Annotated in this window: 22 protein-coding genes; 11 read left to right on the forward strand and 11 right to left on the reverse strand. The window is 36.1% G+C overall.

Features of this window, described 5'->3' with window-relative positions; translation table 11 throughout:
* Positions 1–76 precede the first annotated feature (76 nt).
* The 6 genes from B8967_RS13630 to B8967_RS13655 form a co-directional block, all read right to left on the reverse strand.
* Complete coding sequence (locus B8967_RS13630; RefSeq protein ID WP_047484784.1) at positions 77–415, reverse strand: hypothetical protein; 339 nt, start codon at positions 413–415, stop codon at positions 77–79.
* Between the two features lie 40 nt (positions 416–455).
* A complete protein-coding gene (locus B8967_RS13635; RefSeq protein WP_317043869.1) occupies positions 456–761 on the reverse strand; it encodes a four helix bundle protein in 306 nt (101 codons plus the stop codon).
* A 64-nt stretch (positions 762–825) separates the two neighbouring features.
* Positions 826–2,871, reverse strand: a complete 2,046-nt coding sequence (locus tag B8967_RS13640; RefSeq protein ID WP_084086471.1) for a S9 family peptidase — start codon at positions 2,869–2,871, stop codon at positions 826–828.
* Positions 2,872–3,029: 158 nt separating this feature from the next.
* Positions 3,030–4,169 carry a T9SS type A sorting domain-containing protein gene (locus B8967_RS13645; RefSeq protein ID WP_084086472.1) on the reverse strand — a complete coding sequence of 380 codons (1,140 nt, stop codon included), beginning with the start codon at positions 4,167–4,169 and terminating at the stop codon, positions 3,030–3,032.
* Between the two features lie 170 nt (positions 4,170–4,339).
* Complete coding sequence (locus tag B8967_RS13650; protein ID WP_047485086.1) at positions 4,340–5,080, reverse strand: uroporphyrinogen-III synthase; 741 nt, start codon at positions 5,078–5,080, stop codon at positions 4,340–4,342.
* A 12-nt stretch (positions 5,081–5,092) separates the two neighbouring features.
* Positions 5,093–5,761, reverse strand: coding sequence for a DUF4271 domain-containing protein (locus tag B8967_RS13655; RefSeq protein WP_052188459.1), 669 nt, complete (start codon positions 5,759–5,761; stop codon positions 5,093–5,095).
* 225 nt (positions 5,762–5,986) lie between these two features.
* Between B8967_RS13655 and B8967_RS13660 the strand changes: the two genes are divergently transcribed.
* From B8967_RS13660 to B8967_RS13675, 4 genes are all read left to right on the forward strand, one after another.
* Positions 5,987–6,703, forward strand: coding sequence for a polyprenol monophosphomannose synthase (locus B8967_RS13660; RefSeq protein WP_047484788.1), 717 nt, complete (start codon positions 5,987–5,989; stop codon positions 6,701–6,703).
* On the forward strand, positions 6,700–7,155 hold the full coding sequence (locus B8967_RS13665) for a DUF4296 domain-containing protein (RefSeq protein ID WP_228406188.1): 456 nt from the start codon (positions 6,700–6,702) through the stop codon (positions 7,153–7,155). The genes B8967_RS13660 and B8967_RS13665 overlap by 4 nt, the downstream gene beginning before the upstream one ends.
* 68 nt (positions 7,156–7,223) lie before the next feature.
* The gene (gene tgt / locus B8967_RS13670; protein ID WP_047484790.1) at positions 7,224–8,354 is read left to right on the forward strand and encodes a tRNA guanosine(34) transglycosylase Tgt; all 1,131 of its coding nucleotides are present in this window, start codon (positions 7,224–7,226) and stop codon (positions 8,352–8,354) included.
* 6 nt (positions 8,355–8,360) lie between these two features.
* Positions 8,361–9,473 (forward strand): LptF/LptG family permease, encoded by a 1,113-nt coding sequence (locus B8967_RS13675; protein WP_047484792.1) that lies wholly within the window; start codon positions 8,361–8,363, stop codon positions 9,471–9,473.
* Here B8967_RS13675 and B8967_RS13680 read toward each other — a convergent pair.
* Positions 9,467–10,180 (reverse strand): biotin--[acetyl-CoA-carboxylase] ligase, encoded by a 714-nt coding sequence (locus tag B8967_RS13680; protein ID WP_084086473.1) that lies wholly within the window; start codon positions 10,178–10,180, stop codon positions 9,467–9,469. The genes B8967_RS13675 and B8967_RS13680 overlap by 7 nt on opposite strands.
* Before the next feature lie 87 nt (positions 10,181–10,267).
* Here B8967_RS13680 and rsfS point away from each other — a divergent pair, with 87 nt between their 5' ends.
* The 5 genes from rsfS to B8967_RS13705 all read left to right on the forward strand — a co-directional run bounded on the left by rsfS (position 10,268) and on the right by B8967_RS13705 (position 14,946).
* Complete coding sequence (gene rsfS / locus B8967_RS13685) at positions 10,268–10,636, forward strand: ribosome silencing factor (protein ID WP_047484796.1); 369 nt, start codon at positions 10,268–10,270, stop codon at positions 10,634–10,636.
* 17 nt (positions 10,637–10,653) lie between these two features.
* Entirely contained in the window at positions 10,654–12,675 is a 2,022-nt protein-coding gene (ftsH, locus tag B8967_RS13690) for an ATP-dependent zinc metalloprotease FtsH (protein ID WP_047484798.1), read from the forward strand.
* 134 nt (positions 12,676–12,809) lie between these two features.
* Positions 12,810–13,391 (forward strand): LUD domain-containing protein, encoded by a 582-nt coding sequence (locus tag B8967_RS13695; protein WP_047484801.1) that lies wholly within the window; start codon positions 12,810–12,812, stop codon positions 13,389–13,391.
* A 24-nt stretch (positions 13,392–13,415) separates the two neighbouring features.
* Positions 13,416–14,288 carry a phosphatidate cytidylyltransferase gene (locus B8967_RS13700; protein WP_047484803.1) on the forward strand — a complete coding sequence of 291 codons (873 nt, stop codon included), beginning with the start codon at positions 13,416–13,418 and terminating at the stop codon, positions 14,286–14,288.
* Positions 14,289–14,292: 4 nt separating this feature from the next.
* Positions 14,293–14,946: a phosphatidylserine decarboxylase family protein gene (locus B8967_RS13705; protein WP_047484805.1), complete on the forward strand. Its 654-nt coding sequence runs from the start codon at positions 14,293–14,295 to the stop codon at positions 14,944–14,946.
* Between the two features lie 142 nt (positions 14,947–15,088).
* On the opposite strand, the gene B8967_RS13710 is transcribed toward B8967_RS13705, so the two are convergent.
* The 4 genes from B8967_RS13710 to B8967_RS13725 all read right to left on the reverse strand — a co-directional run bounded on the left by B8967_RS13710 (position 15,089) and on the right by B8967_RS13725 (position 18,973).
* The gene (locus tag B8967_RS13710) at positions 15,089–15,436 is read right to left on the reverse strand and encodes a hypothetical protein (RefSeq protein WP_084086474.1); all 348 of its coding nucleotides are present in this window, start codon (positions 15,434–15,436) and stop codon (positions 15,089–15,091) included.
* A gap of 19 nt (positions 15,437–15,455) precedes the next feature.
* Positions 15,456–17,294 (reverse strand): ABC transporter ATP-binding protein, encoded by a 1,839-nt coding sequence (locus tag B8967_RS13715; RefSeq protein WP_084086475.1) that lies wholly within the window; start codon positions 17,292–17,294, stop codon positions 15,456–15,458.
* 233 nt (positions 17,295–17,527) lie between these two features.
* Positions 17,528–18,451: a M28 family peptidase gene (locus tag B8967_RS13720; protein WP_084086476.1), complete on the reverse strand. Its 924-nt coding sequence runs from the start codon at positions 18,449–18,451 to the stop codon at positions 17,528–17,530.
* 132 nt (positions 18,452–18,583) lie between these two features.
* Positions 18,584–18,973: a DUF4293 family protein gene (locus B8967_RS13725; RefSeq protein ID WP_047484814.1), complete on the reverse strand. Its 390-nt coding sequence runs from the start codon at positions 18,971–18,973 to the stop codon at positions 18,584–18,586.
* A gap of 144 nt (positions 18,974–19,117) precedes the next feature.
* Here B8967_RS13725 and rho point away from each other — a divergent pair, with 144 nt between their 5' ends.
* On the forward strand, positions 19,118–20,944 hold the full coding sequence (gene rho / locus B8967_RS13730) for a transcription termination factor Rho (protein ID WP_047484816.1): 1,827 nt from the start codon (positions 19,118–19,120) through the stop codon (positions 20,942–20,944).
* A gap of 217 nt (positions 20,945–21,161) precedes the next feature.
* Positions 21,162–21,758 carry a superoxide dismutase gene (locus tag B8967_RS13735; protein ID WP_047484818.1) on the forward strand — a complete coding sequence of 199 codons (597 nt, stop codon included), beginning with the start codon at positions 21,162–21,164 and terminating at the stop codon, positions 21,756–21,758.
* Positions 21,759–21,813 lie beyond the last annotated feature (55 nt).

The raw sequence follows: 21,813 nt of genomic DNA on the forward strand, positions 1-21,813 counted from the left end.
CTAGCGAAAAATCAGAATGTTTTGGCTAATACCTGAAAAAAAATAAAAGCTTGGAAAAATATCCAAGCTTTTATTTTTATAGCAATTCTTCATCCTGAAAATACTGAATAATCGCTTTTTTCATAAGCAGAGACTGCTCATTAGGTCTTAGTTCAGGCAGGCCTTCCACTTTGTCAAAATGTGGCCATCCATCTTCATAATGCGTAAATTTATAATAGCCAAAAGGTTCTAATAATCTGCATACGGCAATATGAAGGATATTCAGTTTATCGTCTTTGGTATATTTTTGTTGACCGCTTCCCAATTCCTGAAGTCCTATCAAAAACAATATCGTTTCAATCGGCGGATTTTTTTCAGTCTGGAAATTGTCTTCAAAAAATTGTTCTATTTTTTTCCAATATTCGGATTCGTTCATAATTTTATAAATAATAAATTATAAGTGTTAAATGATAAAGTTAACTTTTTAGCATTTTTCTATATGAAGAAGTCACTTTTAGTATTTCTTCAGTTTTGTTTTTTATATCTGTTAATAGCTCTTTTTGAACATATTCCAATTCTTCCAACATCTCAAGCCAAAACAATGTTTCATCAGTTTCTTCAATAACAATAGATATCTTAGAAAATCTTTCTGCTTTTGACCTTGCTCTGCACATAGCCCGATAGTTGGTGGCCATAGAGGTTGAGGATCGGAACATTTGTTTTCTTATTACTCCAAAAGCTTCGTTATAAGAGTGTTTTGATAATTCCTTAATGATAGTGATGGCTAACTATTTTGTTTTGAAGGCAAAAATTTTGTTATAATCCAGACTATCCATCATTTATCATTTATAAATTATCATTGATTTTTAAAAGGAATGCATATTCCAATGCGTCTTCCTTCAGTGATTCAAATCTTCCACTCGCTCCTCCATGTCCTGAGCTCATATCAGTTTTGAAAACTAAAATATTATCATCTGTTTTTAATTCTCTCAGCTTTGCTGTCCATTTTGCAGGCTCCCAATATTGCACCTGAGAATCATGAAATCCTGTAGTAATAAGCATGTGCGGATAATCTTTTGCTTCCACATTGTCGTAAGGAGAATATTCTTTCATATAATGATAGTATTCTTTGTCATTCGGATTACCCCATTCGTCATACTCTCCGGTTGTTAAAGGAATCGTATCATCAAGCATAGTGGTTACTACATCCACAAAAGGAACCTGTGCTACAATTCCATGGAATAACTGAGGTTCGTAATTAACAACAGCTCCCACTAAAAGACCTCCGGCACTTCCACCCATAGCGTACATATGTCTGGATGAAGTGTAATTTTCTTTGATCAGATATTTTCCGGCATCAATAAAGTCAAAAAATGTATTTTTCTTAAAAAGCATTTTTCCGTCTTCGTACCATTCTCTTCCCAGGTATTCACCACCACGGATATGGGCAATAGCATAAATAAATCCTCTATCCAGAATTGACAATCTTACATTGGAGAAGCTGGCATCTACAGTATGTCCGTAACTTCCATATCCATACAGAAGAAGTGGCGTGTCTGCCGATTTTTTGGTGTCCTTATGGTATACCAAAGAAATTGGAATTTTTGTTTCTCCATCCCTTGAATCAGCCCATATTCTTTCGGAAATATAATTTTCAGGAAAGAAATTTCCTCCCAAAACCTCTTGTTGTTTAAGAAGTTTGGTTGTTTTTTCTTTCATATTATATTCATAGGTAGAACTTGGCTGCGTCAGTGAAGTATAGCCATAGCGTAAAATCTCTGTGTCAAATTCGAGATTTACCCCAATATAAGTAGTATAAGTAGGATCTGAGAAAGGTAAATAATATGATTCCTGTGTTTTTTCATCAATGATTTTGATTTGCAGCAATCCACTTTCTCTCTCTTCAAGAACCAGATAGTCTTTAAAAATTTCGAAACCTTCCAATAAAACTTCAGCGCGGTGCGGAATCACGTCAGTCCAGTTTTCCATGCCACACTTGCTGATCTTTGTTTTTACAATTTTGAAATTGATGGCATCATCAGCATTGGTAATGATGTAGAATTCATCTTCATAATGCTCTACAGAATATTCAAGATCATCTATTCTTGGCTGAATGATCGTCCATTCTGCAAATACATTATCAGAAGGAATGAAACGATGTTCATCAGAAATAGTGCTTGAGCTTGCGATGAAAATATACTGTAATGATTTTGTTTTGAAAACATTGACGTCAAAAGTGTCATCTTCTTCATGGAAAATCAAAATATCTTCCGATGAATCAGTTCCCAGCTCATGTCTGTATACCTGAAATGCACGAAGGCTCTGATCTTTTCTGATATAAAAAACATGCTTGTTGTCATTGGCCCAAACAGCCTTTCCTGTGGTATTAGGAATACAGTCCGGAAGTATTTCTCCGGTTTCTAAGTTTTTAAATTGCAGAGTGTAAATTCTCCTCCCTACATTATCCGCAGAAAAAGAAGCCAGCATATTGCCTGGGCTTACCGCTACACTTCCCACTTCAAAGAAGTCTTGGCCTTCGGCTAGCGTGTTGACGTCCAGTACAATTTCTTCCTGATTGTCCAGGCTCTTATGTTTTCTGCAGAAAATAGGATATTCTTTACCCTCTTCATAGCGTACAATATACCAGTATTCATTAAAGAAATATGGAAGAGACTCGTCATCTTTTTTATAACGGGCCTTCATTTCTTCAAAAAGCGCCTCCTGAAGTTCTTCAGTGTCTTTCATGATGAATTCTTCGTAAGCATTTTCCTCTTCAATATACTGGATCACTTCAGGGTTTTCCCTTTCATTGAGCCAAAAGTAATTGTCGGTTCTTTTATCGCCGTGAGTTTCTAATATTTTTTCTATTTTTTTTGCTTTTGGAGCTTTCATCCGAATATTTTGATTTTTTACTGAAGAAAATATGCCCTGATCCCTTTCATTTTGAAAGGAGCTTTATACGGACATTTTATTCAATGTTAATTTTTATTCAAATATAAGAAAGGCTATCAGATTTTTGCTAGCCTTTACCGTTAATATCGTTGAAGTGATTATTTTTTTATGGTTTTTATGGTTTTTGAAGTCCCATCCTCCATATTTAAAGTGATTAAATACATTCCTTGTTTTAGGTCACCTAAATACACCGAAGATGATGGCTTTTTAATTACCTTGGTTAATCTTCCTGAAATATCTGCTATATGAATAGATTTTATGTTAGATACATCAGAAATGTTGAGCAGGTCAGTAAATGGATTTGGGAATATTTTTATTTTTTCATTTTGATCAGAAACTTCATGGGTTGCTAATAATGTGTCATCATAGGCGGAAATCTGGAATTCACCATTGTCTGTATAGTCACTATATTTCCAAACACTGATATATAAAGTAGCTCCAGGAGTTTGCCCGGTTAACGAAAGAAGTGAAAAATAGCCGTCACCGTCATCCTCGTTACAGCCAATTTCTGTTAAAGAACCACAGCTTCCACTGTAAGCTGTAAGTACAGTGTCATCAAAATCGGAACCGGAGACTTCCTTTGTTTCTATCTTAAGATTTCCGCTTTGCGGTACGACAACTTTAAACCAAACGTTTTCTACAGCATCTGCATTACATGAAGGCAAAGATCCGTCAGTAGTTGCTTCTGTGTTATCGGAAGTAATTGCCCCGGAAGGGAAATCTGTTCCAACAGTTAGAGAGACTGCTCCTGTGCAGCCGTCATTGGCTGGTGGAATAAGCTCATAAGCCGAAATTTGAAAGTCACCACTATCTATAGTGTCGTTGTATTTCCAAACACTGATGTATAAAGTAGCTCCGGGAGTTTGCCCGGTTAATGAAAGAAGTGAAAAATAGTCATCGCCACCATCATCGTTACAGCCAATTTCTGTTAAAGAGCCACAACTTCCACTATAAGCTGTAATTACAGTGTCATCAAAAGTGGAACCGGAAGCTTCCTTTGTTTCTATCTTAAGATTTCCGCTTTGCGGTACGACAACTTTAAACCAAACGTTTTCTACAGCATCTGAATTACATGAAGGCAAAGAGCCGTCAGTAGTTGCTCCGGTGTTATTGGAAGTAATTGCTCCCGATACGAAATCTGTTCCCATAGTTAGGGAGATTGCTCCTGTACAATCGTCATTTTGTGCATTTACAAATACAATTGCGAATAAAAATAAAGAGAATAAAACTTTTTTCATATTAAATTTTTTATAAATATAAATATAAAAAATCTCAATTTGGTGAAAAAATAATAATGTATTAAATGTTTGATTTTCAGTAGTGTGTTTTTTTTATTTTATTTGCTTTTAAATAAAAAAACCATCTTTTCGAGCTCGAAAAGATGGTTTTTTTTAATTTTTATTAAAGGCTATTTATGCAGAGCCTTAACATATTTTTCCAGAGCCATTGTCATGGATGGGGTTTCTTTTGTAGGTGCCATTAAATCTACCTTTAAGCCAGCTTCTTCCGCTGCTGCCAAAGTAGTGTTTCCAAAAACACCGATTTTTGTTTCCTCTTGTTTGAAATCAGGGAAATTTTGCTGTAAAGACTTAATTCCTTGTGGACTGAAGAAGATCAGCATATCATAATCCTTAATGGTGATATCTGTCAGGTCACTGCATACAGTACGGTACATGATAGCTCTTGTCCATTCTACATTAGAAGAATCTAGAGTTTTTACAATATCCGGACTTAAAACATCTGAAGATGGTAGCAGATACTTTTCAGTAGGGAATTTTTTGAAAAGAGGAAGTAGGTCTGAGAAATTTTTCTCTCCAAAGCTGATTTTTCTCTTTCTATACACAATGTGCTTTTGAAGATAGTTGGCAATGGCTTCGGACTGACAGATGTATCTCATCGTATCCGGAACAGCAAAGCGCAGATCCTCTGCAAGTCTGAAGTAATGATCAATTGCATTTTTACTGGTGAAAATAATCCCAGTATATTGCGTTAGATCGATCTTCTGAGTTCTGAGCTCTTTATTGTCAACTCCTTCGACGTGGATGAAAGGGCGGAAATCAATCTTTATTTTTTCCTTCTTCGCTATATCCAAATATGGAGACGATTCACTAGGCGCTGGTTGAGAAACCAATATAGACTTTATTCTCATCATTGACATTTATTAAAAAAATAACAACTTCCAAAGCAGTAATAATGGTGCGATTTGGAGGGTGCAAATATACAAAAATTTATAATACCATTTCTCAGGAAGAATCTTGTTCTTGTGAAATAAATAGAAAAAGACTTTGAAAATGAACACAAAAGAAAAGAATGAGAAATAGTAAAGAAATATTTTATTTCTGTCAATAGGGAAGTAATAATGGGTTACACAAAGAATTATTAATAAAAATGACAGAATGAAATAAAATTTAGTGGAGGTGAAATAAAAAATTGTCCATTTTTTTCCATCTCCTATACTTTGATAAAATAAAAAGCCCAATGCTGATTTTATCAGATAAAAAAATAAGACGGCCAGTAATGTATATCCAAATTTATTGAGCTGATATCCTAAAAGCTGTAAATCCGCAATATATTTAGGAACAACCGGAATGTACTGGGAAATCAAAACGGACAGTGTAAGGGTTGTTACACATGATGTAATGATCCAGCTTGGCAGGTTATTGCTTGCATCAAAATATTTTTGAAGCAGAAAATCTTTAAGGCTTGCATCACGTTCTATGATGTTCATCATGAATACATATAAAAATATGCAACCTACAAGAATGAAAATTACCCAATCATTATTCTCGGGTATCCTTACTTGATTTATAAAGTTTTGTGATGATAGCAAAATTTATTTTTTTTTAATTTTTATGTAACCCTAAATAACACAATTTGGCACAGATTTTCGTTATCGCATCATCTGCAGCTAAAATAAATCCCTCCATCGTATTATATATCATGCAGATTTAGTGAATGTCAAATTCAGTTAAACCTGTGGGAAGTATTTTTTGCAAAATTATAGATTATTTTGTATAAAATAAAAAGGTTAAATAAACTATCTTTGCAAACTGAAATGAAAAAACTAGTCATTATCCCCACTTATAACGAAAAGGAAAATATTGAAAATATTATTTCCGCGGTTTTTGCATTGGAAGATGACTTTCATGTTTTAGTGGTGGATGACTCTTCTCCGGATGGTACGGCTGAAGTGGTAAAAGAGCTTCAGAAAAGATTCTCACATCATTTGCATTTGTCTGTAAGGCATATAAAGGATGGTTTGGGGAAGGCATATATCCATGGATTTAAATGGGCTATCGAAAACAAATATGATTACATTTTTGAAATGGATGCCGATTTTTCTCACAATCCCAATGACCTGCCTAAACTTTATGAAGCCTGTCTTCAGGCAGATATGGCTATCGGATCCCGGTATTCCAAAGGGGTAAATGTGGTCAATTGGCCAATGGGGAGAGTATTGCTTTCTTATTTTGCCTCGAAATATGTGAGATTTATCCTGGGACTTTCAATTCATGATACTACAGCCGGTTTCGTTTGCTTTTCCCGAAAAGTACTGGAAGAGATAGGTTTAGAGAATGTGAAACTGAAAGGATATGGGTTTCAGATAGAAATGAAATTCAGGGCTTATAAAAAAGGCTTTAAAATTGTAGAAGTTCCTATTATATTTACCAATAGAATTTTAGGAGAGAGCAAAATGAATGGCGGTATCATTCATGAGGCTGTTTTTGGTGTTTTAAATTTAAAGTGGAAATCAATTATCAACAGATTATGAAACAGAGCATGACCAATTTTTCTCACCCAGAGGAACATTTGTATGCGAAGTTCCATCAGACCATTAAAAATTATAAAAATAAGCTGATGAAAAAGCTGATCTTTATTTTCGTTTTGTTATGCATGTTTTCGTGCAGCGATTATATCGATAAACCTAAAAATCTGGTCGATAAGGACTTGATGGCTGAAGTTTTGGCGGATCTTACGATTAATGATCAAGCCACTTTTATGTATCAGGACAGTAATTTAGAAGCTGGTACAAGATTCATTCTTAAATCTCATAAGGTGAAACCCAATGATTTTGTTGAAAGTTTTAAATATTATGTGATCAAGGATGAAATGCAGGATATTGCCAATAAAGCCCAGGAGATTTTATTGAAAAAAGATCCGAAAGCCGATAAATACATAAAAGATAAGCAGAAAAATAGTGGAATTCCACCCATCATGAAATAGTGATTGTATAGGAATACCCCACTTGATAAAATTATGAATTACTGAATCGATCAGTTAAAAGTATACTAATGAAATTTTTTAATATAGAAAAAACCTCTGAAGGAAAAGCCAGAGCAGGAGAAATTACCACAGATCATGGGAAAATACAGACTCCCATTTTTATGCCTGTGGGAACAGTAGCGAGTGTAAAGACAGTTCATCAGAGAGAATTAAAAGAAGACATTAAAGCCCAGATTATTTTGGGAAATACCTACCACCTGTATCTTCGTCCGGGAATGGAAACGATGCAGGCTGCAGGAGGGTTGCATAAATTCATGAACTGGGATCTTCCTATCCTTACAGATTCAGGAGGTTTTCAGGTGTTTTCCCTGGCGAGTAACCGAAAAATGACTGAAGAAGGAGCGAGATTTAAATCTCATATTGATGGAAGTTATCATATGTTCTCACCGGAAAGATCAATGGAGATTCAAAGACAGATCGGAGCGGATATTTTCATGGCTTTTGATGAATGTACTCCTTATCCTTGTGAATATAATCAGGCCAAATCATCAATGGAGCTTACCCATCGCTGGTTAAAAAGATGTATAGAATGGACTAATGATAACCCTGAATTATACGGGCACAAGCAAAGGCTTTTCCCTATTGTGCAGGGATCTACCTATTCGGATTTAAGAAAGATTTCAGCTGAAGTTATTTCGGAAGCCGGAGCAGAAGGTAACGCTATCGGAGGTCTTTCTGTAGGAGAGCCCGAAGAGGAAATGTACAGAATTACAGATGAAGTTACGGATATTCTTCCTAAAGAAAAACCAAGATACCTGATGGGAGTAGGTACTCCCTGGAATATCCTGGAATCTATTGGATTAGGAATTGATATGATGGATTGTGTAATGCCTACAAGAAATGCTAGAAATGCAATGCTTTTCACATGGCAGGGAGTGATGAACCTTAAAAACGAAAAATGGAAACAGGACTTTTCTCCTTTAGACGAGTTTGGAACAAGTTTCGTAGACAGAGAGTATTCAAAAGCATACCTTCGTCACCTGTTCGTGTCCAAAGAATATTTAGCAAAACAAATTGCTTCTATTCATAACCTGGCATTTTATCTTGATTTGGTTAAAGTAGCAAGAGAGCACATCCTTGCGGGAGATTTTTATGAATGGAAAAACTCTGTAGTTCCGGTTCTCAGACAAAGACTGTAGAAGACTATGCTTAAAATAATAGACAGATATATCATTAAAAAATATCTTGGAACTTTTAGTTTCATGCTGATACTGCTGTCTATAGTAGTACTTGTTATCGATGTTCAGCAAAAGATTCCAAGGATAGAAAATGCAAAAGCTATTGACGCTAAGCTGGATCTGGTGTACTTCCTGATTCATTTTTATCCTTTCTGGATTATTAATCTTGTGGTGACATTCCTCTCCATTCTGGTATTTATTACGGTGATTTATTTCACATCCAGGATGGCCAATAATACGGAGATTGTGGCTATTATAAGCAGTGGGGCCAGTTTTCACCGCTTTGCAAAACCTTACCTGTATACTTCAATTCTGATTGCTTTGATGTCTCTTGTGGTCAACCATTTGGTGCTTCCATGGGCTAATATCAAGAAAAACGAATTGGAGGCTTATACCTACAATGCTGCCAATAAAGAAAAGATTTTAGGAACAGCCCCGGCATCTTCACAGCTCAGTAAGACTGAGTATATTTTTGTTGCTTCATGGAATAAAAGAGAAAAGAGAGGTTCCAGTTTTATATATCAGAAGTTTGACAAAAACAGAAGAATGGTTTATGAGCTGAAAGCCAGTGAAGTATATTGGGATCTTGCTAAGAAACAGTTTGTTCTGAATAATTATCTTGAAAAGACTATTAATAAAGACAATACGGAAAAACTGGGTAGTGGGGTAGAGCTAAGGAAAAACTATGGGCATTCCCCGGAAGAACTTTTTCCTAATGAGCTTTTGGGACAGAATAAAACGACTCCAGAGCTTTTAAAATTCATTGATAGAGAAAAAGCAAGAGGAAACAGTAACCTGAACTCTTATCTGAACGAGCTTTATCAAAGGACTTCTATGCCTGTGTCTATCATTATTCTGACCTTTTTAGCCCTTTCGCTATCCTCACAAAAGAAAAGAGGAGGGCTTGGAGTCAACCTTGCAATAGGGATTTCATTAGCATTCCTTTTTGTATTTTCATTTGAAGCTTTAAAGGTAGTTTCGGAGAATAAAAGTCTGCCGCCAGCTTTGGCGATGTGGCTTCCGAACCTGGTATTCCTTCCGCTTACTCTTTATTTGTATATCAAAAGAGCGAATCAGTAAAGGAGTTTTACTTCTTTATGGTAAAAAGAGCGTAAGCCGTTTTCCAGTTCTATCCAAAGTTCACCTTTTTCGTCTGCATTCCTGATAATGCCATTTTGGCGGTCTTTTTCAATTTCAAAAACTGAGATCTCATCTTTCCGGAACAGATGTTTATTGAATGTATCCAGGATTTCCTGATCTGAAGGAATATTTTTCAGTCTTTCAGATACATATTCATGAAGGTTTGCCGCCGCGTCTTCAAGGTCAAATAGCTGTCCTGTTTGCGTGAGAAGTGATCCTGCATTGGATATTTCATCAAATTTCTCCTGAAGAATATTAATTCCGGTTCCGATAATGAAATAATTATTTTGATTAATTTTTTTCTTTTCAATCAAAATTCCAACGATTTTTTTACCTTTAAGGATAATATCATTCGGCCACTTTATTTTGACGTCATGATCAGCCAATTTGGCAAGGAAATCCCTGATAATAATTGCGGTATAATAATTGAATATAAAGTCAGAGCACAAGATGTTCTGAGACTTCACTGCCAGCGTATAAGCCAGATTTTTTCCGGCAGTTTGAGTCCATACATTTCCATACTGACCGCGGCCTTTCGTCTGGTTAAAAGTATGAAGTCCTATAAAATCTGAATTTTCGTAAAGTAAAAACTTTGATATTTCGTCATTAGTAGAAGAACATTCTTTCAGGTAGAATAGTTGGCTCATTTAAGAAAACTTTAAGACATTAAAGGGGTAAAAGTAAGGTTAAAGTAAAGAAAAAACAATAAATTTGCAGATTATAGTATTTTTTTAATGAATAAAACAGCAGAAAAACAAGCATTATTAGATAAAATCGTTGAAGCTATCCAGGATGTAAAAGGAGAAGATATCATGATCTTCGATCTTTCAAACATTGAAAACTCCGTAGCAGAGACGTTCGTAATATGTAGTGGAAACTCAAATACACAGGTATCTGCATTAGCAGGAAGTGTAGAGAAGAAAGTAAGAAACGAACTTCAAGACAGACCTTGGCACGTAGAAGGTACGGAAAATGCAATGTGGGTACTTGTAGATTATGTTTCAGTGGTAGTTCATATATTTCAAAAAGATGTACGTGAGTACTATGATATAGAAGAACTTTGGGGTGACGCAGTCATTACCAAAATAGAAAATGAATTTTAAAATTTTAAAAAGTATAAATGAATAATAAAGGATTCAACTGGTTCTTTCCTATTGCAATCATAGCTCTTTTGCTATTTTTTGGCTCCAATTTTTTAGGAGGAGATAGTGCAAAATCTATTGATGAAGATGGTTTCTTTAGAGAAATGCAGGCGGGGAAAGTCCAGAATGTAATTATATACAAAGACACAGAGAAAGCGGACGTTTTTCTTACAAAAGCAGCAAAGGCAGCAACGGTAACTAAATCTGCCAATGAAAGTAATCCACTTTCGGCGTTGGAAATGGCTCCTAAAGCAGATTTTTCTGTAAAATATGGAGATCTCCAGCTTTTCCTTCAGAAATTTGACCAGGTTAAGGCAACAAATCCAGCTATTAAGACTACAAAAGACTACGGAGCAGGTAAGAACCCGTTCATGGATATCTTATTGTCTGCATTGATCTGGATTGCGATCTTAGGATTATTCTACTTCCTTCTTTTCAGAAAGATGGGGGGGGGCGGAGGCCCTGGAGGACAAATTTTCTCGATTGGAAAGTCTAAAGCTAAGCTGTTTGATGAAAAAGAAAGAATTCAGGTAACATTTAAAGATGTTGCAGGATTGGAAGGAGCTAAAGAAGAAGTTCAGGAGGTTGTAGACTTCTTGAAGAACTCTGAAAAATATACCAAGCTGGGAGGTAAAATCCCTAAAGGTGTTCTTTTGGTAGGCCCTCCGGGAACCGGTAAAACATTATTGGCAAAAGCTGTTGCCGGTGAAGCTAAAGTTCCGTTCTTTTCACTTTCAGGTTCTGATTTCGTAGAAATGTTTGTAGGAGTAGGTGCTTCAAGAGTAAGAGATCTTTTTGCTCAGGCAAAAGCAAAATCTCCGGCGATTATCTTTATTGACGAGATTGATGCCATCGGACGTGCCAGAGGAAAGAATAATTTCTCAGGAGGTAACGATGAAAGAGAAAATACCCTGAACCAGCTTCTTACCGAAATGGATGGTTTCGGAACAGATGTGAACGTGATTGTCATGGCAGCAACCAACAGAGCGGATATCCTTGATAAAGCTTTGATGAGAGCAGGACGTTTCGACCGTTCGATCTATGTAGACCTTCCTGAATTGCATGAAAGAAAAGATATCTTTGATGTTCATTTGAAAAAAATCAAGCTGGATGACAATGTAGACAGAGACTTCCTGGCCAAACAAACACCTGGATTCAGCGGGGCAGATATTGCTAATGTTTGTAATGAAGCCGCACTTATTGCAGCAAGATACAACCATACCTCTGTTACCAAACAGGATTTCCTTGATGCTGTAGACAGAATCATCGGAGGTCTTGAAAAGAAAAATATGGCGATTAAGCCTTCTGAAAAGAAAAGAGTGGCTTATCACGAAGCGGGTCATGCTACCATCTCATGGTTGGTAGAACATGCATCTCCACTGTTAAAAGTGACGATTGTTCCAAGAGGACGTTCTTTAGGAGCGGCATGGTATCTTCCGGAAGAAAGACAGCTTACCACTACTGAGCAGATGCTGGATGAAATGTGTGCAACATTGGGAGGTAGAGCAGCAGAACAGGTAATCTTTAACAATATTTCTACCGGAGCACTTTCAGATTTGGAAACCGTGACGAAAAGAGCTCAGGCTATGGTTACAGTCTATGGATTAAGCCCGAATATTGGTAATATTTCTTACTATGACAGCTCAGGCCAGTCTGAATATTCTTTTGGAAAACCTTATTCTGAAGATACGGCTACGAAAATTGATGCTGAGATTAAAATGATCATTGAAAATCAGTATGACAGAGCCGTAAGAATTCTTACAGAAAATAAAGATAAGCTGGATGCTTTAGCCAATAAGCTTTTAGAAAAAGAAGTTATTTTCCGTGAAGATCTGGAAGACATATTTGGAAAAAGAGCATGGGATCCTGAATTGACAGAGAAACCTGTGACCAATACCATTCCTGAAAAAGATCAGCCCGGAATATTGGATATCCCTCAAATAAAAGAGAAGGAGGAAGAGAGTGAAATACAGGCTCCTGAAAGTCCAACCCAACTTTAAAAATCTTAAAAATAAGATAAATACAACCTGACAATTTTAAAATTGTCAGGTTTTTTCATATTTAAGGAGATATTTTGGAATCTATTGTAATTAATTTTCTATTTTTGTATAAAGTTGACTAAAAATAGATTAAGTTGAATTTATTCAAGAGAATTGTAAGCAAACTTACCAACCAGCCTGAAGAAGAGGACAAACAGAGTCTGGAGAAGCTAGGGGACTCGCTGAAAAATGCGGATCTCGACTATAAGTTTGCGCAATTATTTACGCATTCGGGGGGATTTTTTAATTATTGTGCAGATGAAGCGGAGGCTCTACAAACTTTAAATCAAATTATCAAGATAGAAGGTATTGATAACCTGTTCTGTTGGGATAAAGAACTTCAGAACTTTTTAAACGTTGTGAGGTCTTCTTATACATCAGAACTGCAGCCATCCAATAACGCTGCATTTATCACATGCGAATATCTGATTGCCTATGATGGAAGAATCATGCTCTCCCATAATAATATCCTTCATTACCATTCTTCAAGGTTGCCTGATAAGATTATTATCATTGCCAATGTTTCACAGATTGTGAACAACCTTAATGATGCTATGGGAAAAATAAAAAGGAATGGAAATATTAAGAACCTTACTTCCATTAGTGGAGGTCAATCAAAATTAGACGGTTCTTCTTCCTCCAGTCCTAAACTGTTTCTATTACTGCTTGAAGACTAAGCACGCAATTCTAAATTTTAAATTTTGGACAAAAACCTTATTCAAAGAACGATCTCAGGTATTGCTTATGTAGCTATAATCATTCTTTGTACGACTCCCATTGGAGCACAATTAATCAATACTATTTCTCCGGGACTTATTAAGCAGCAATACCTTTATCATGGGCTGATCAGCCTTTTATTGGTCGTTGGGTCATGGGAATGTATTAAAATCATGAAGTTTGGAAAAGGCTATGAAAAATGGGTGGTGTTCCCTCTGGTCATTTTTATATTTTATATTTTTTCCAAACGGTATTTCAATCATGATTTCTTTTTTGATTTCAGATTGAGTGAAATATTAGCCCTCGCCTTAATTGGGATTGCTGTAGTCACTCTATTTAAATATCCTAATGAATTATACTACGATAGCGGAAAATTGATTTTTACGGTCATTTATGTGGCTTTACCGTTTAGTTTTGCATTAGGACTGCCTAAGTTCTCCAGTTATGACGATACCTTCTCTCTGGAGGTGCTTTTTTTGTTTGTCCTGATCTGGAGTAGCGATACCTTTGCTTATCTGGTAGGGAAATTCTTTGGAAAACATAAGATGGCACCTAAAATTTCTCCTAAGAAAACTTGGGAAGGCTATGCAGGGGGAGTAGTTTTAACATTAGTTTTGTCCTACTTCATAGAGCATTATCAGCCGGAACTTAGAGGAAACTGGATGATAGTAGGGTTTTTGGTAGCTGCTTTCGCTCCTTTGGGAGATTTGGTAGAAAGCCAATTGAAAAGAAATTTCGGGGTAAAAGACAGTGGAAACATCATTCCCGGACATGGAGGCGTATTAGATAGGCTGGATAGTTTCATAATCTGTGTTCCTGTCGTATATTTGTACTTTATTTTAGAAAAATTTATTTAGTCTCATGAAATTACATAGAGAATCAAAAGGAACGATTACCGTAGCGACCATACTTTTTATTGTATTGGGCGTTTTAGCGATTTACTTTCTTAAAATGTGGTCGTTGCTGATCATTATGCCTTTATTGGTTATTTACTGTCTTGTATTCTGGTTTTTCAGAGTTCCGGACCGCAGTATTCTTGACCATAAAGAAAATGTAATAGCTCCGGTGGACGGAAAAGTAGTAATGATTAAAGAAGTGGAAGAAGGCGAATTCCTGAATGGAAAAGCAATCCAGGTTTCTATTTTCATGTCTCCTCTTAACGTTCACATCTGTAGATATCCTGTAACAGGGAAAGTAATCTACAAAAAATATCACCCCGGAAAATATCTGGTGGCATGGCATGAAAAGTCTTCAACAGAAAATGAAAGAACAACAGTGGCCGTAGAAACACTGACCCATCATAAAGTAGTGTTCAGACAGATTGCAGGATATGTTGCAAGAAGGATTGTTTTCTACTGTAATGAAGGAGATCAGGCAAAAGCGGGACATGAGTTCGGATTTATTAAATTCGGTTCAAGAATGGATGTTTTCCTGCCGTTGGATACTGAGATTACTTGTAAGATCGGTGATATAACAAAAGGAGGATTGGATGTCATTGCCAAATTAAAACATTAAGATTTACAATAAATCATATAAATGAAGACCGTTCAGAAGAGAACGGTCTTTTTTATTTTTAAACGCGGATTTACCATTGTCATAAAAAAGGGGATAACTGTCTTACTTTTTATATCAAGTGTTTTGTAGTCTTTCTTATCTGTTATCTGATATATTGTTTAATCTCATTAAGCAGGTTCAGTATAAATTCAAGAGGCAGATCCTCTTCCACATCAATTAAAAGGATTTTAAACTTCTTTCTGCCATCCTGAGTAAGTTCGGGATAATCCAGCTTATCTCCATGATAAAAACTGATGTAGTGTTTTTTATATTTCTTGCTGTAGTAGAAATAGCATAGCATCTTCTTTTTGTATTTGATAAAAGGAAGTCCAAAGCTGAAGGTCTCGGTAATGTTTTCCGTATCTGATGCTAAGATTTTTTCACGCAAAAATAAAAGAGTACTTCTCTCAGGCTCTTCGATTCTGTAGAAATACTCTTGTATAGGGTTCATTTTAAATTACTTAAAATAGTTAGTCGAAATTTTGAAGCTCCACAAGCTTATTGTACATTCCTTTTCTGGCAATAAGATCATGGTGGGTTCCCTGTTCTACAATATCACCTTTTTCCATGACTACAATCCAGTCTGCTTTTTGGATCGTTGAAAGGCGGTGGGCAATAATAAGGGAAGTTCTGTTTTCCATCATTTTTTCCAATGCGTCCTGTACAAATCTTTCAGATTCCGTATCCAGTGCAGAAGTGGCTTCATCCAGGATCATAATCGGTGGGTTTTTCAGAACTGCTCTTGCAATAGAGACCCTTTGTTTCTGTCCTCCGGATAGTTTATTTCCATCATCTCCGATATTGGTATCATAGCCTTCGGCAAGGTTGGTGATAAATGAATCTGCGTTAGCTATTTTAGCTGCAGCAATCACTTCCTCTCTTGTGGCATCCGGTTTACCCATCAGGATGTTATTGTAAACGGAATCATTGAATAATACAGACTCCTGAGTTACCATTCCTAAAAGCTGGCGGTATTCTTTTAATTTTAAATGTTTGATATCTATTCCGTCAATAAGAATCTGGCCTTCTGAAACATCATAGAATCTGGCCAAAAGATTGGCAATAGTTGTTTTTCCACTTCCACTCTGTCCTACTAAAGCTACTGTTTTTCCTTTTGGAATCGTCAGATTAAAGTTTTTAAGGATAAGATTGGCTTTATCATAATAGAATCCGATATCTTTAAATTCAATATTATTTTGAAGTGTCGTGATAGAAACAGGTTCTGTCACTTCTTCAATTTTCACATCTGCATCCAGGATTTCCAATACTCTTTTCAGGGAAGCTTCTCCTTTCTGAACGTTAGAGATCGCTGTAGACAAACTTTTTGCCGGTGGTAAAATCTGGAAGAACATTCCCAGGAAAACAAGGAAATCTGCTGGAGATATGCTTTGCTCAACAATAATTTGCTTTCCACCATACCATGCGATAATCAAAAAGGTAATAGATCCTAAAAATTCGCTCATCGGGGAAGCCAGTTCTTTCTTTCTTCCTAAGCTTATTGAGCTGGATATCCATTTGTTCATCGACTTCATAAATCGGTTGTCCATGATCTTCTCTGCATTGAAAATCTTAATCACTTTTGAGGATTTCAATGTTTCGTCTACAATGGAAAATATGGTCCCCATTTCATGCTGTGCTTCGTGAGAATCTTTTTTAAGGCTTTTTCCTACCAAAGCGATCATCGTTCCCATGACAGGAAGTACCAGAAGGGAGAAAAGGGTCATTTCTGCACTTAAGAAGAATAAGGTGACCAATGTACTGATCAGCATGAAAGGTGCATTAATCAATTCGATTAAACTTCCTAAAATATTCCCTTCAACCTCACCTACATCATTAGACATACGGGACATTAAATCTCCTTTGCGGCTTTCTGTAAAGAATGAAACCGGTAAAGAAAGTATTTTTCGGTACATGGCACCACGCAGATCTTTAGTAACGCCTACACGGTAGTTTATTAACAGAAAAGATCCAAAATATCTGAAGGCATTTCTTAACAGGAACATGAAAGCTGTAATAATACACAGCCAGGCAAGAACGGTCAGTGAGCCATATTGTGCCACTAAACTTTGCACATAGTAATTGGAATATTCTTTTAAATAATTGAAAAAATCAAGCAGTTCTCCTGAATAAACAGGTGCTGTTTCATATTTCTCAGGCTTAATCGTTCCAAACAACATTCCCAAAACAGGTAAGATAGTTCCCAGGGAAGCAATCTGAAATACGGAGTACAGGATATTGAAAAATAAACTTCCGTAAATATATTTTTGATGCGGTCTCGCGAATTTTAAGATTTTTTTATATTCGTTCATTCAATGAAAAAATTGGATAGCAAAATTACGTAAAATTAAAAGATAAGACGTTCTTAATCCTATTTTACTTTATCTTATATGTTTCAAAAAGTGGATTTTTGTTACACCGCTGAACCTTTCTCTTTTATTTTTGAATAAAATGCGGGGCTCATAGGACGGTAGGACTGAAAAGAAATAAGAGGTTTGATAAAAAAATAAACCGCCATTCCGGCGGTTTTTACGGTTATTTAGGATTAATTAAATGTAACCTTGTCATTGTATTTTGGAGCAAAATTCTTAGGATTTAGTTGATCTAATGTTTTTCCAAAGTTATTGATGATTTGAGTCATATTATTAAAATCAACAATAGTAACATCGTCATTTTCATGGTGGTAGTGTGATGCTTTAGTCATATCAACTGTTGAAAATGAGTGGGCAATGATTTTCTTTTTTACAAAGCTCACATTATCTGACCGGTAAAAAAGTTGTTGTTCTGCATAAGGATCTGGTTTTATAGTCAGTCCATTTGCTGCATTTTTATTGAAAAGCTCATCCAGGTCTGAAAAACCGTCACCGGTCATATATAATGCATTTTTCCCCCATTGAGATTCAGTGGCCACCATTTCAAAATTGAAAAGAGCTGTCATTTTATTATAGATCTTATCCAGATTTTTATCTTCAGAAATTGCTTTTGAGCCGAGCATTCCTTTTTCTTCTCCGTTAAAGGCCATGAAAACCATTGAAAACTGAGGTTTTTTATTTTTAAAATAATCGGCAATGCCTACCAAAGTTGTAATGCCGCTGGCATCATCATCTGCGCCGTTATAAATATTGTCACCACTCTTATTGCTGGTTCCTATATGATCAAAATGTCCGGAAAACCCTAAATACTGATCTGATATTCCTTTTTTAACACCACATACGTTATATGCTTTTTGGCCTTTGTACTCAAAAGGAATCAGGTAAGAGTTTCCTGTACAGTATTCCAGCTTGTTTTCTTTGAAAAGTGCAGCAATATAATGAGCGGCATTTTCATTTTCGGGAGTTCCTATTTCACGTCCTTTCATTTCGTCTGACGCAAGAGTGGAAAGGATGGTTTTCACTCTTTCCTGTGGAACTTCCTGTGCAAAAATACTTATAGAGAACATTGATAGAGCGAGGTAGGTTAGCTTTTTCATTATTTTTTTAATTAAGATTTATATGATCTGTCGTGCATTTAACTGAAATGTTGCATGAAATTACATAAATAAAGATAATTAAAAAACAGCTCCTAAAAAGAAGCTGTTCTCACTCAAAAAATCGTTGTAAGGTTATCGAAGTCTGTCTACAGATTTCACGAGCCTCTCATCTTTACGGATATATACGTTTGCAATAAACAAACAGATAACCGCGATTAATGGGAAAATCGGCTCAATACCCTTCTCAGGAAATTGAATTCCTCCGGATAAGCTTAGCAGCCAGTACGCCAATACACCAATCAACAAAACGTTTATAATGATGCTGATGGTATTCAGCAAAATTTGTCTTTTTCTGTTTTTAAAACTAAAAATACTTAATGCTCCGGCCAAAACCAGTAGGATACACCCGATATTGAGTACCGGAATATTGTTCAAAATAACAACATCCTGTCCTGTAATGAAAAGAAAAACAGCAGATAAAACTGCCAGTAACGTCCATATGGTTTGTATTCTCTGTAGCATTGAATATTAAATTCTTGGCAAAAATAACATAAATTTTGCACAATTCAAAAATAAGTGTAGATTTGCATTATACAATGTACTTGAAAACCAAAGTCACCGGACTTACTTTTCTTACTCACAATTAATTACATTTTTACATTAAGTATGTTTAACATAGAAACGTTAAGGTCAAAATCCGTAACGGAACTGACGAAAATCTTAAAAGATTTAGGCGTTAAAGTTGCAAGAAATAGCAATGAGAATGATAAAATCTTTGCAGTTCTAGACTTTCAGGCTTCTAACCCTAAAGTTGCAAAAGATTATTTCAACGCCACAGAAACCAGTCCAAATACGGAAGAGGCCACAGCAGATAAACCTGTAAAAGCCCCGGCAAGAAAAGCTGCTCCTAAGAAAACAGTAGCGAAGCCAAAAGTGAATGCCAAAACTCCGGTTGAACCGAAAGTGGAACAAAAGGTAGAAGAAACGGTTCCCGCTTCTGAAGAAATAAAAACAGAAGAACCGAAAGCAGAAGCTGTGGTAGCAACAGCAACAGAAGAAATGACTGCTGCATCACAAGCTAAAAAGAAAAGAAAAAGGGTTTCTGGAAATACAGGTGATACTGAAGTATCTCAGGAAAGAACAGAAGCTCCTAAAAATACAGAATCTCAAGAGCCTGCTCAGGCAGAAGAGAAGCCTAAGAATCCTCAACAACAGGCTAACAGATCCCCAAAAGGACACAACCATCCGCAGAACAGCGGAAATCAACATAGAAATCAGCATCAGCAACAGAACCAACAACACCAACACCAGAATCAGAATCAAAACAGGCATTCTGAAAAGGCAGAGGAACAGACTGACCATAAGAAAGAATTTCATTTCGATGGTATGGTAAGTATTGAAGGTGTTTTAGAGATATTGCCGGATAACTATGGATTCCTTCGTTCTTCAGACTTTAGCTATATTTCTTCACCTGATGATGTGTATGTTTCTACTGCACAAATCAGAAATTTCGGTTTAAAGACCGGAGATACCGTGAAAGGAATTGTAAGACTTCCAAAAGAAGGGGAAAAATATTTTTCTTTGCTAAAACCTACGGAAGTTAACGGACGTGATCTTGCTTTTATCAAAGACCGTGTGGCTTTTGAATATCTTACTCCACTTTTCCCACAAGAGAAATTTAATCTTGCTGGAAGCGAGTCTACCATTTCAACAAGAATAGTAGACCTGTTTGCACCGATCGGAAAAGGACAGAGAGCAATGATTGTTGCACAGCCTAAAACAGGTAAGACAATGTTGCTTAAAGATATCGCCAATTCTATTGCTGCCAATCACCCGGAAGTATATATGATGGTTCTTTTAATTGATGAACGTCCGGAGGAGGTTACTGATATGGAAAGAAGCGTAAATGCAGAGGTTATTGCCTCTACATTTGATGAAGCGGCTGAGAAACATGTAAAGGTAGCCAACCTTGTTCTTGCCAAAGCTCAGAGAATGGTAGAATGCGGACATGATGTCGTGATCTTACTGGACTCTATCACAAGATTGGCGAGAGCGTATAATACCGTGACTCCAGCTTCAGGTAAAGTTCTTTCCGGAGGAGTTGATGCCAATGCGCTTCACAAACCAAAAAGATTCTTCGGAGCAGCGAGAAAAATTGAAGGAGGTGGTTCATTAACGATTATTGCTACAGCTCTTATTGATACAGGTTCCAAAATGGACGAGGTCATCTTTGAAGAATTCAAAGGTACCGGAAACATGGAACTTCAGCTAGACAGAAAAATTGCTAACAGAAGAATTTATCCTGCTATTGATTTAATTTCTTCAAGTACACGTAGGGATGATCTTCTTCTTGACGAGGTTACCTCTCAGAGAATGTGGATCTTTAGAAAATATCTTTCTGAAATGAACCCTATAGAAGCAATGGAATTTGTAAATAAGAACATCAAAGGAACTCTTAATAATGAAGAATTCCTGATGTCTATGAATAAATAAATTTAATTATTGTTAAATAGAAAAAGCATGGATCCTGTTTTGGGATCTGTGCTTTTTCATTTTCAGACCTTCCATAATTCCGTGGGGGAATTTATTTTAAACTTTAATTCATTCTAAATCAATATATCAATGTTAAAGATTTATTAAAGTAATCCCCAATCCTTGATAATCCCTTAAATATTGGCTAATTTTGGATATAACATTAAAAATAAAGATTATGTCATTTGAATTACCACAACTAGGATATGCATATGATGCATTAGAGCCAACTATTGATGCAAAAACTATGGAGATCCATTATACAAAGCATCACCAGGCATATATTGACAACTTAAATAAAGCAATTGAAGGAACTGATCTGGCAGGGAAAACTATTGAAGAAATCTGTCAGACAGGAACTGATAAGCCAGCAGTAAGAAATAATGGTGGAGGACACTTCAACCACTCTTTATTCTGGACTATTTTAACTCCTGGAGGAAGCAAAGAGCCAGTAGGAAACGTAAAAGCTGCTATCGAAAACTATGGTGGTTTAGAAAAATTCAAAACTGATTTTTCTGATGCTGCTAAAACAAGATTCGGTTCAGGATGGGCTTGGTTAGTGAAAAATGCTGACGGTTCAGTATCTGTTTCTTCTACTCCAAATCAGGATAACCCGTTAATGCCTGTTGCAGACGTTAAAGGAACTCCGGTTTTAGGATTAGATGTTTGGGAGCATGCTTATTATTTAAACTACCAAAACAGAAGACCTGATTATGTTTCTGCATTCTTTGATGTAGTAAACTGGGATAAAGTAGAGGAATTATTCAACAAATAATTTTCAGCTATTATAAACAAAAAAGGTTCAGAAATTTCTGAACCTTTTTTGTTGC

The sequence above is a fragment of the Chryseobacterium sp. YR221 genome, from assembly GCF_900176315.1.
Taxonomy (GTDB): Bacteria; Bacteroidota; Bacteroidia; order Flavobacteriales; family Weeksellaceae; genus Chryseobacterium; species Chryseobacterium rhizosphaerae.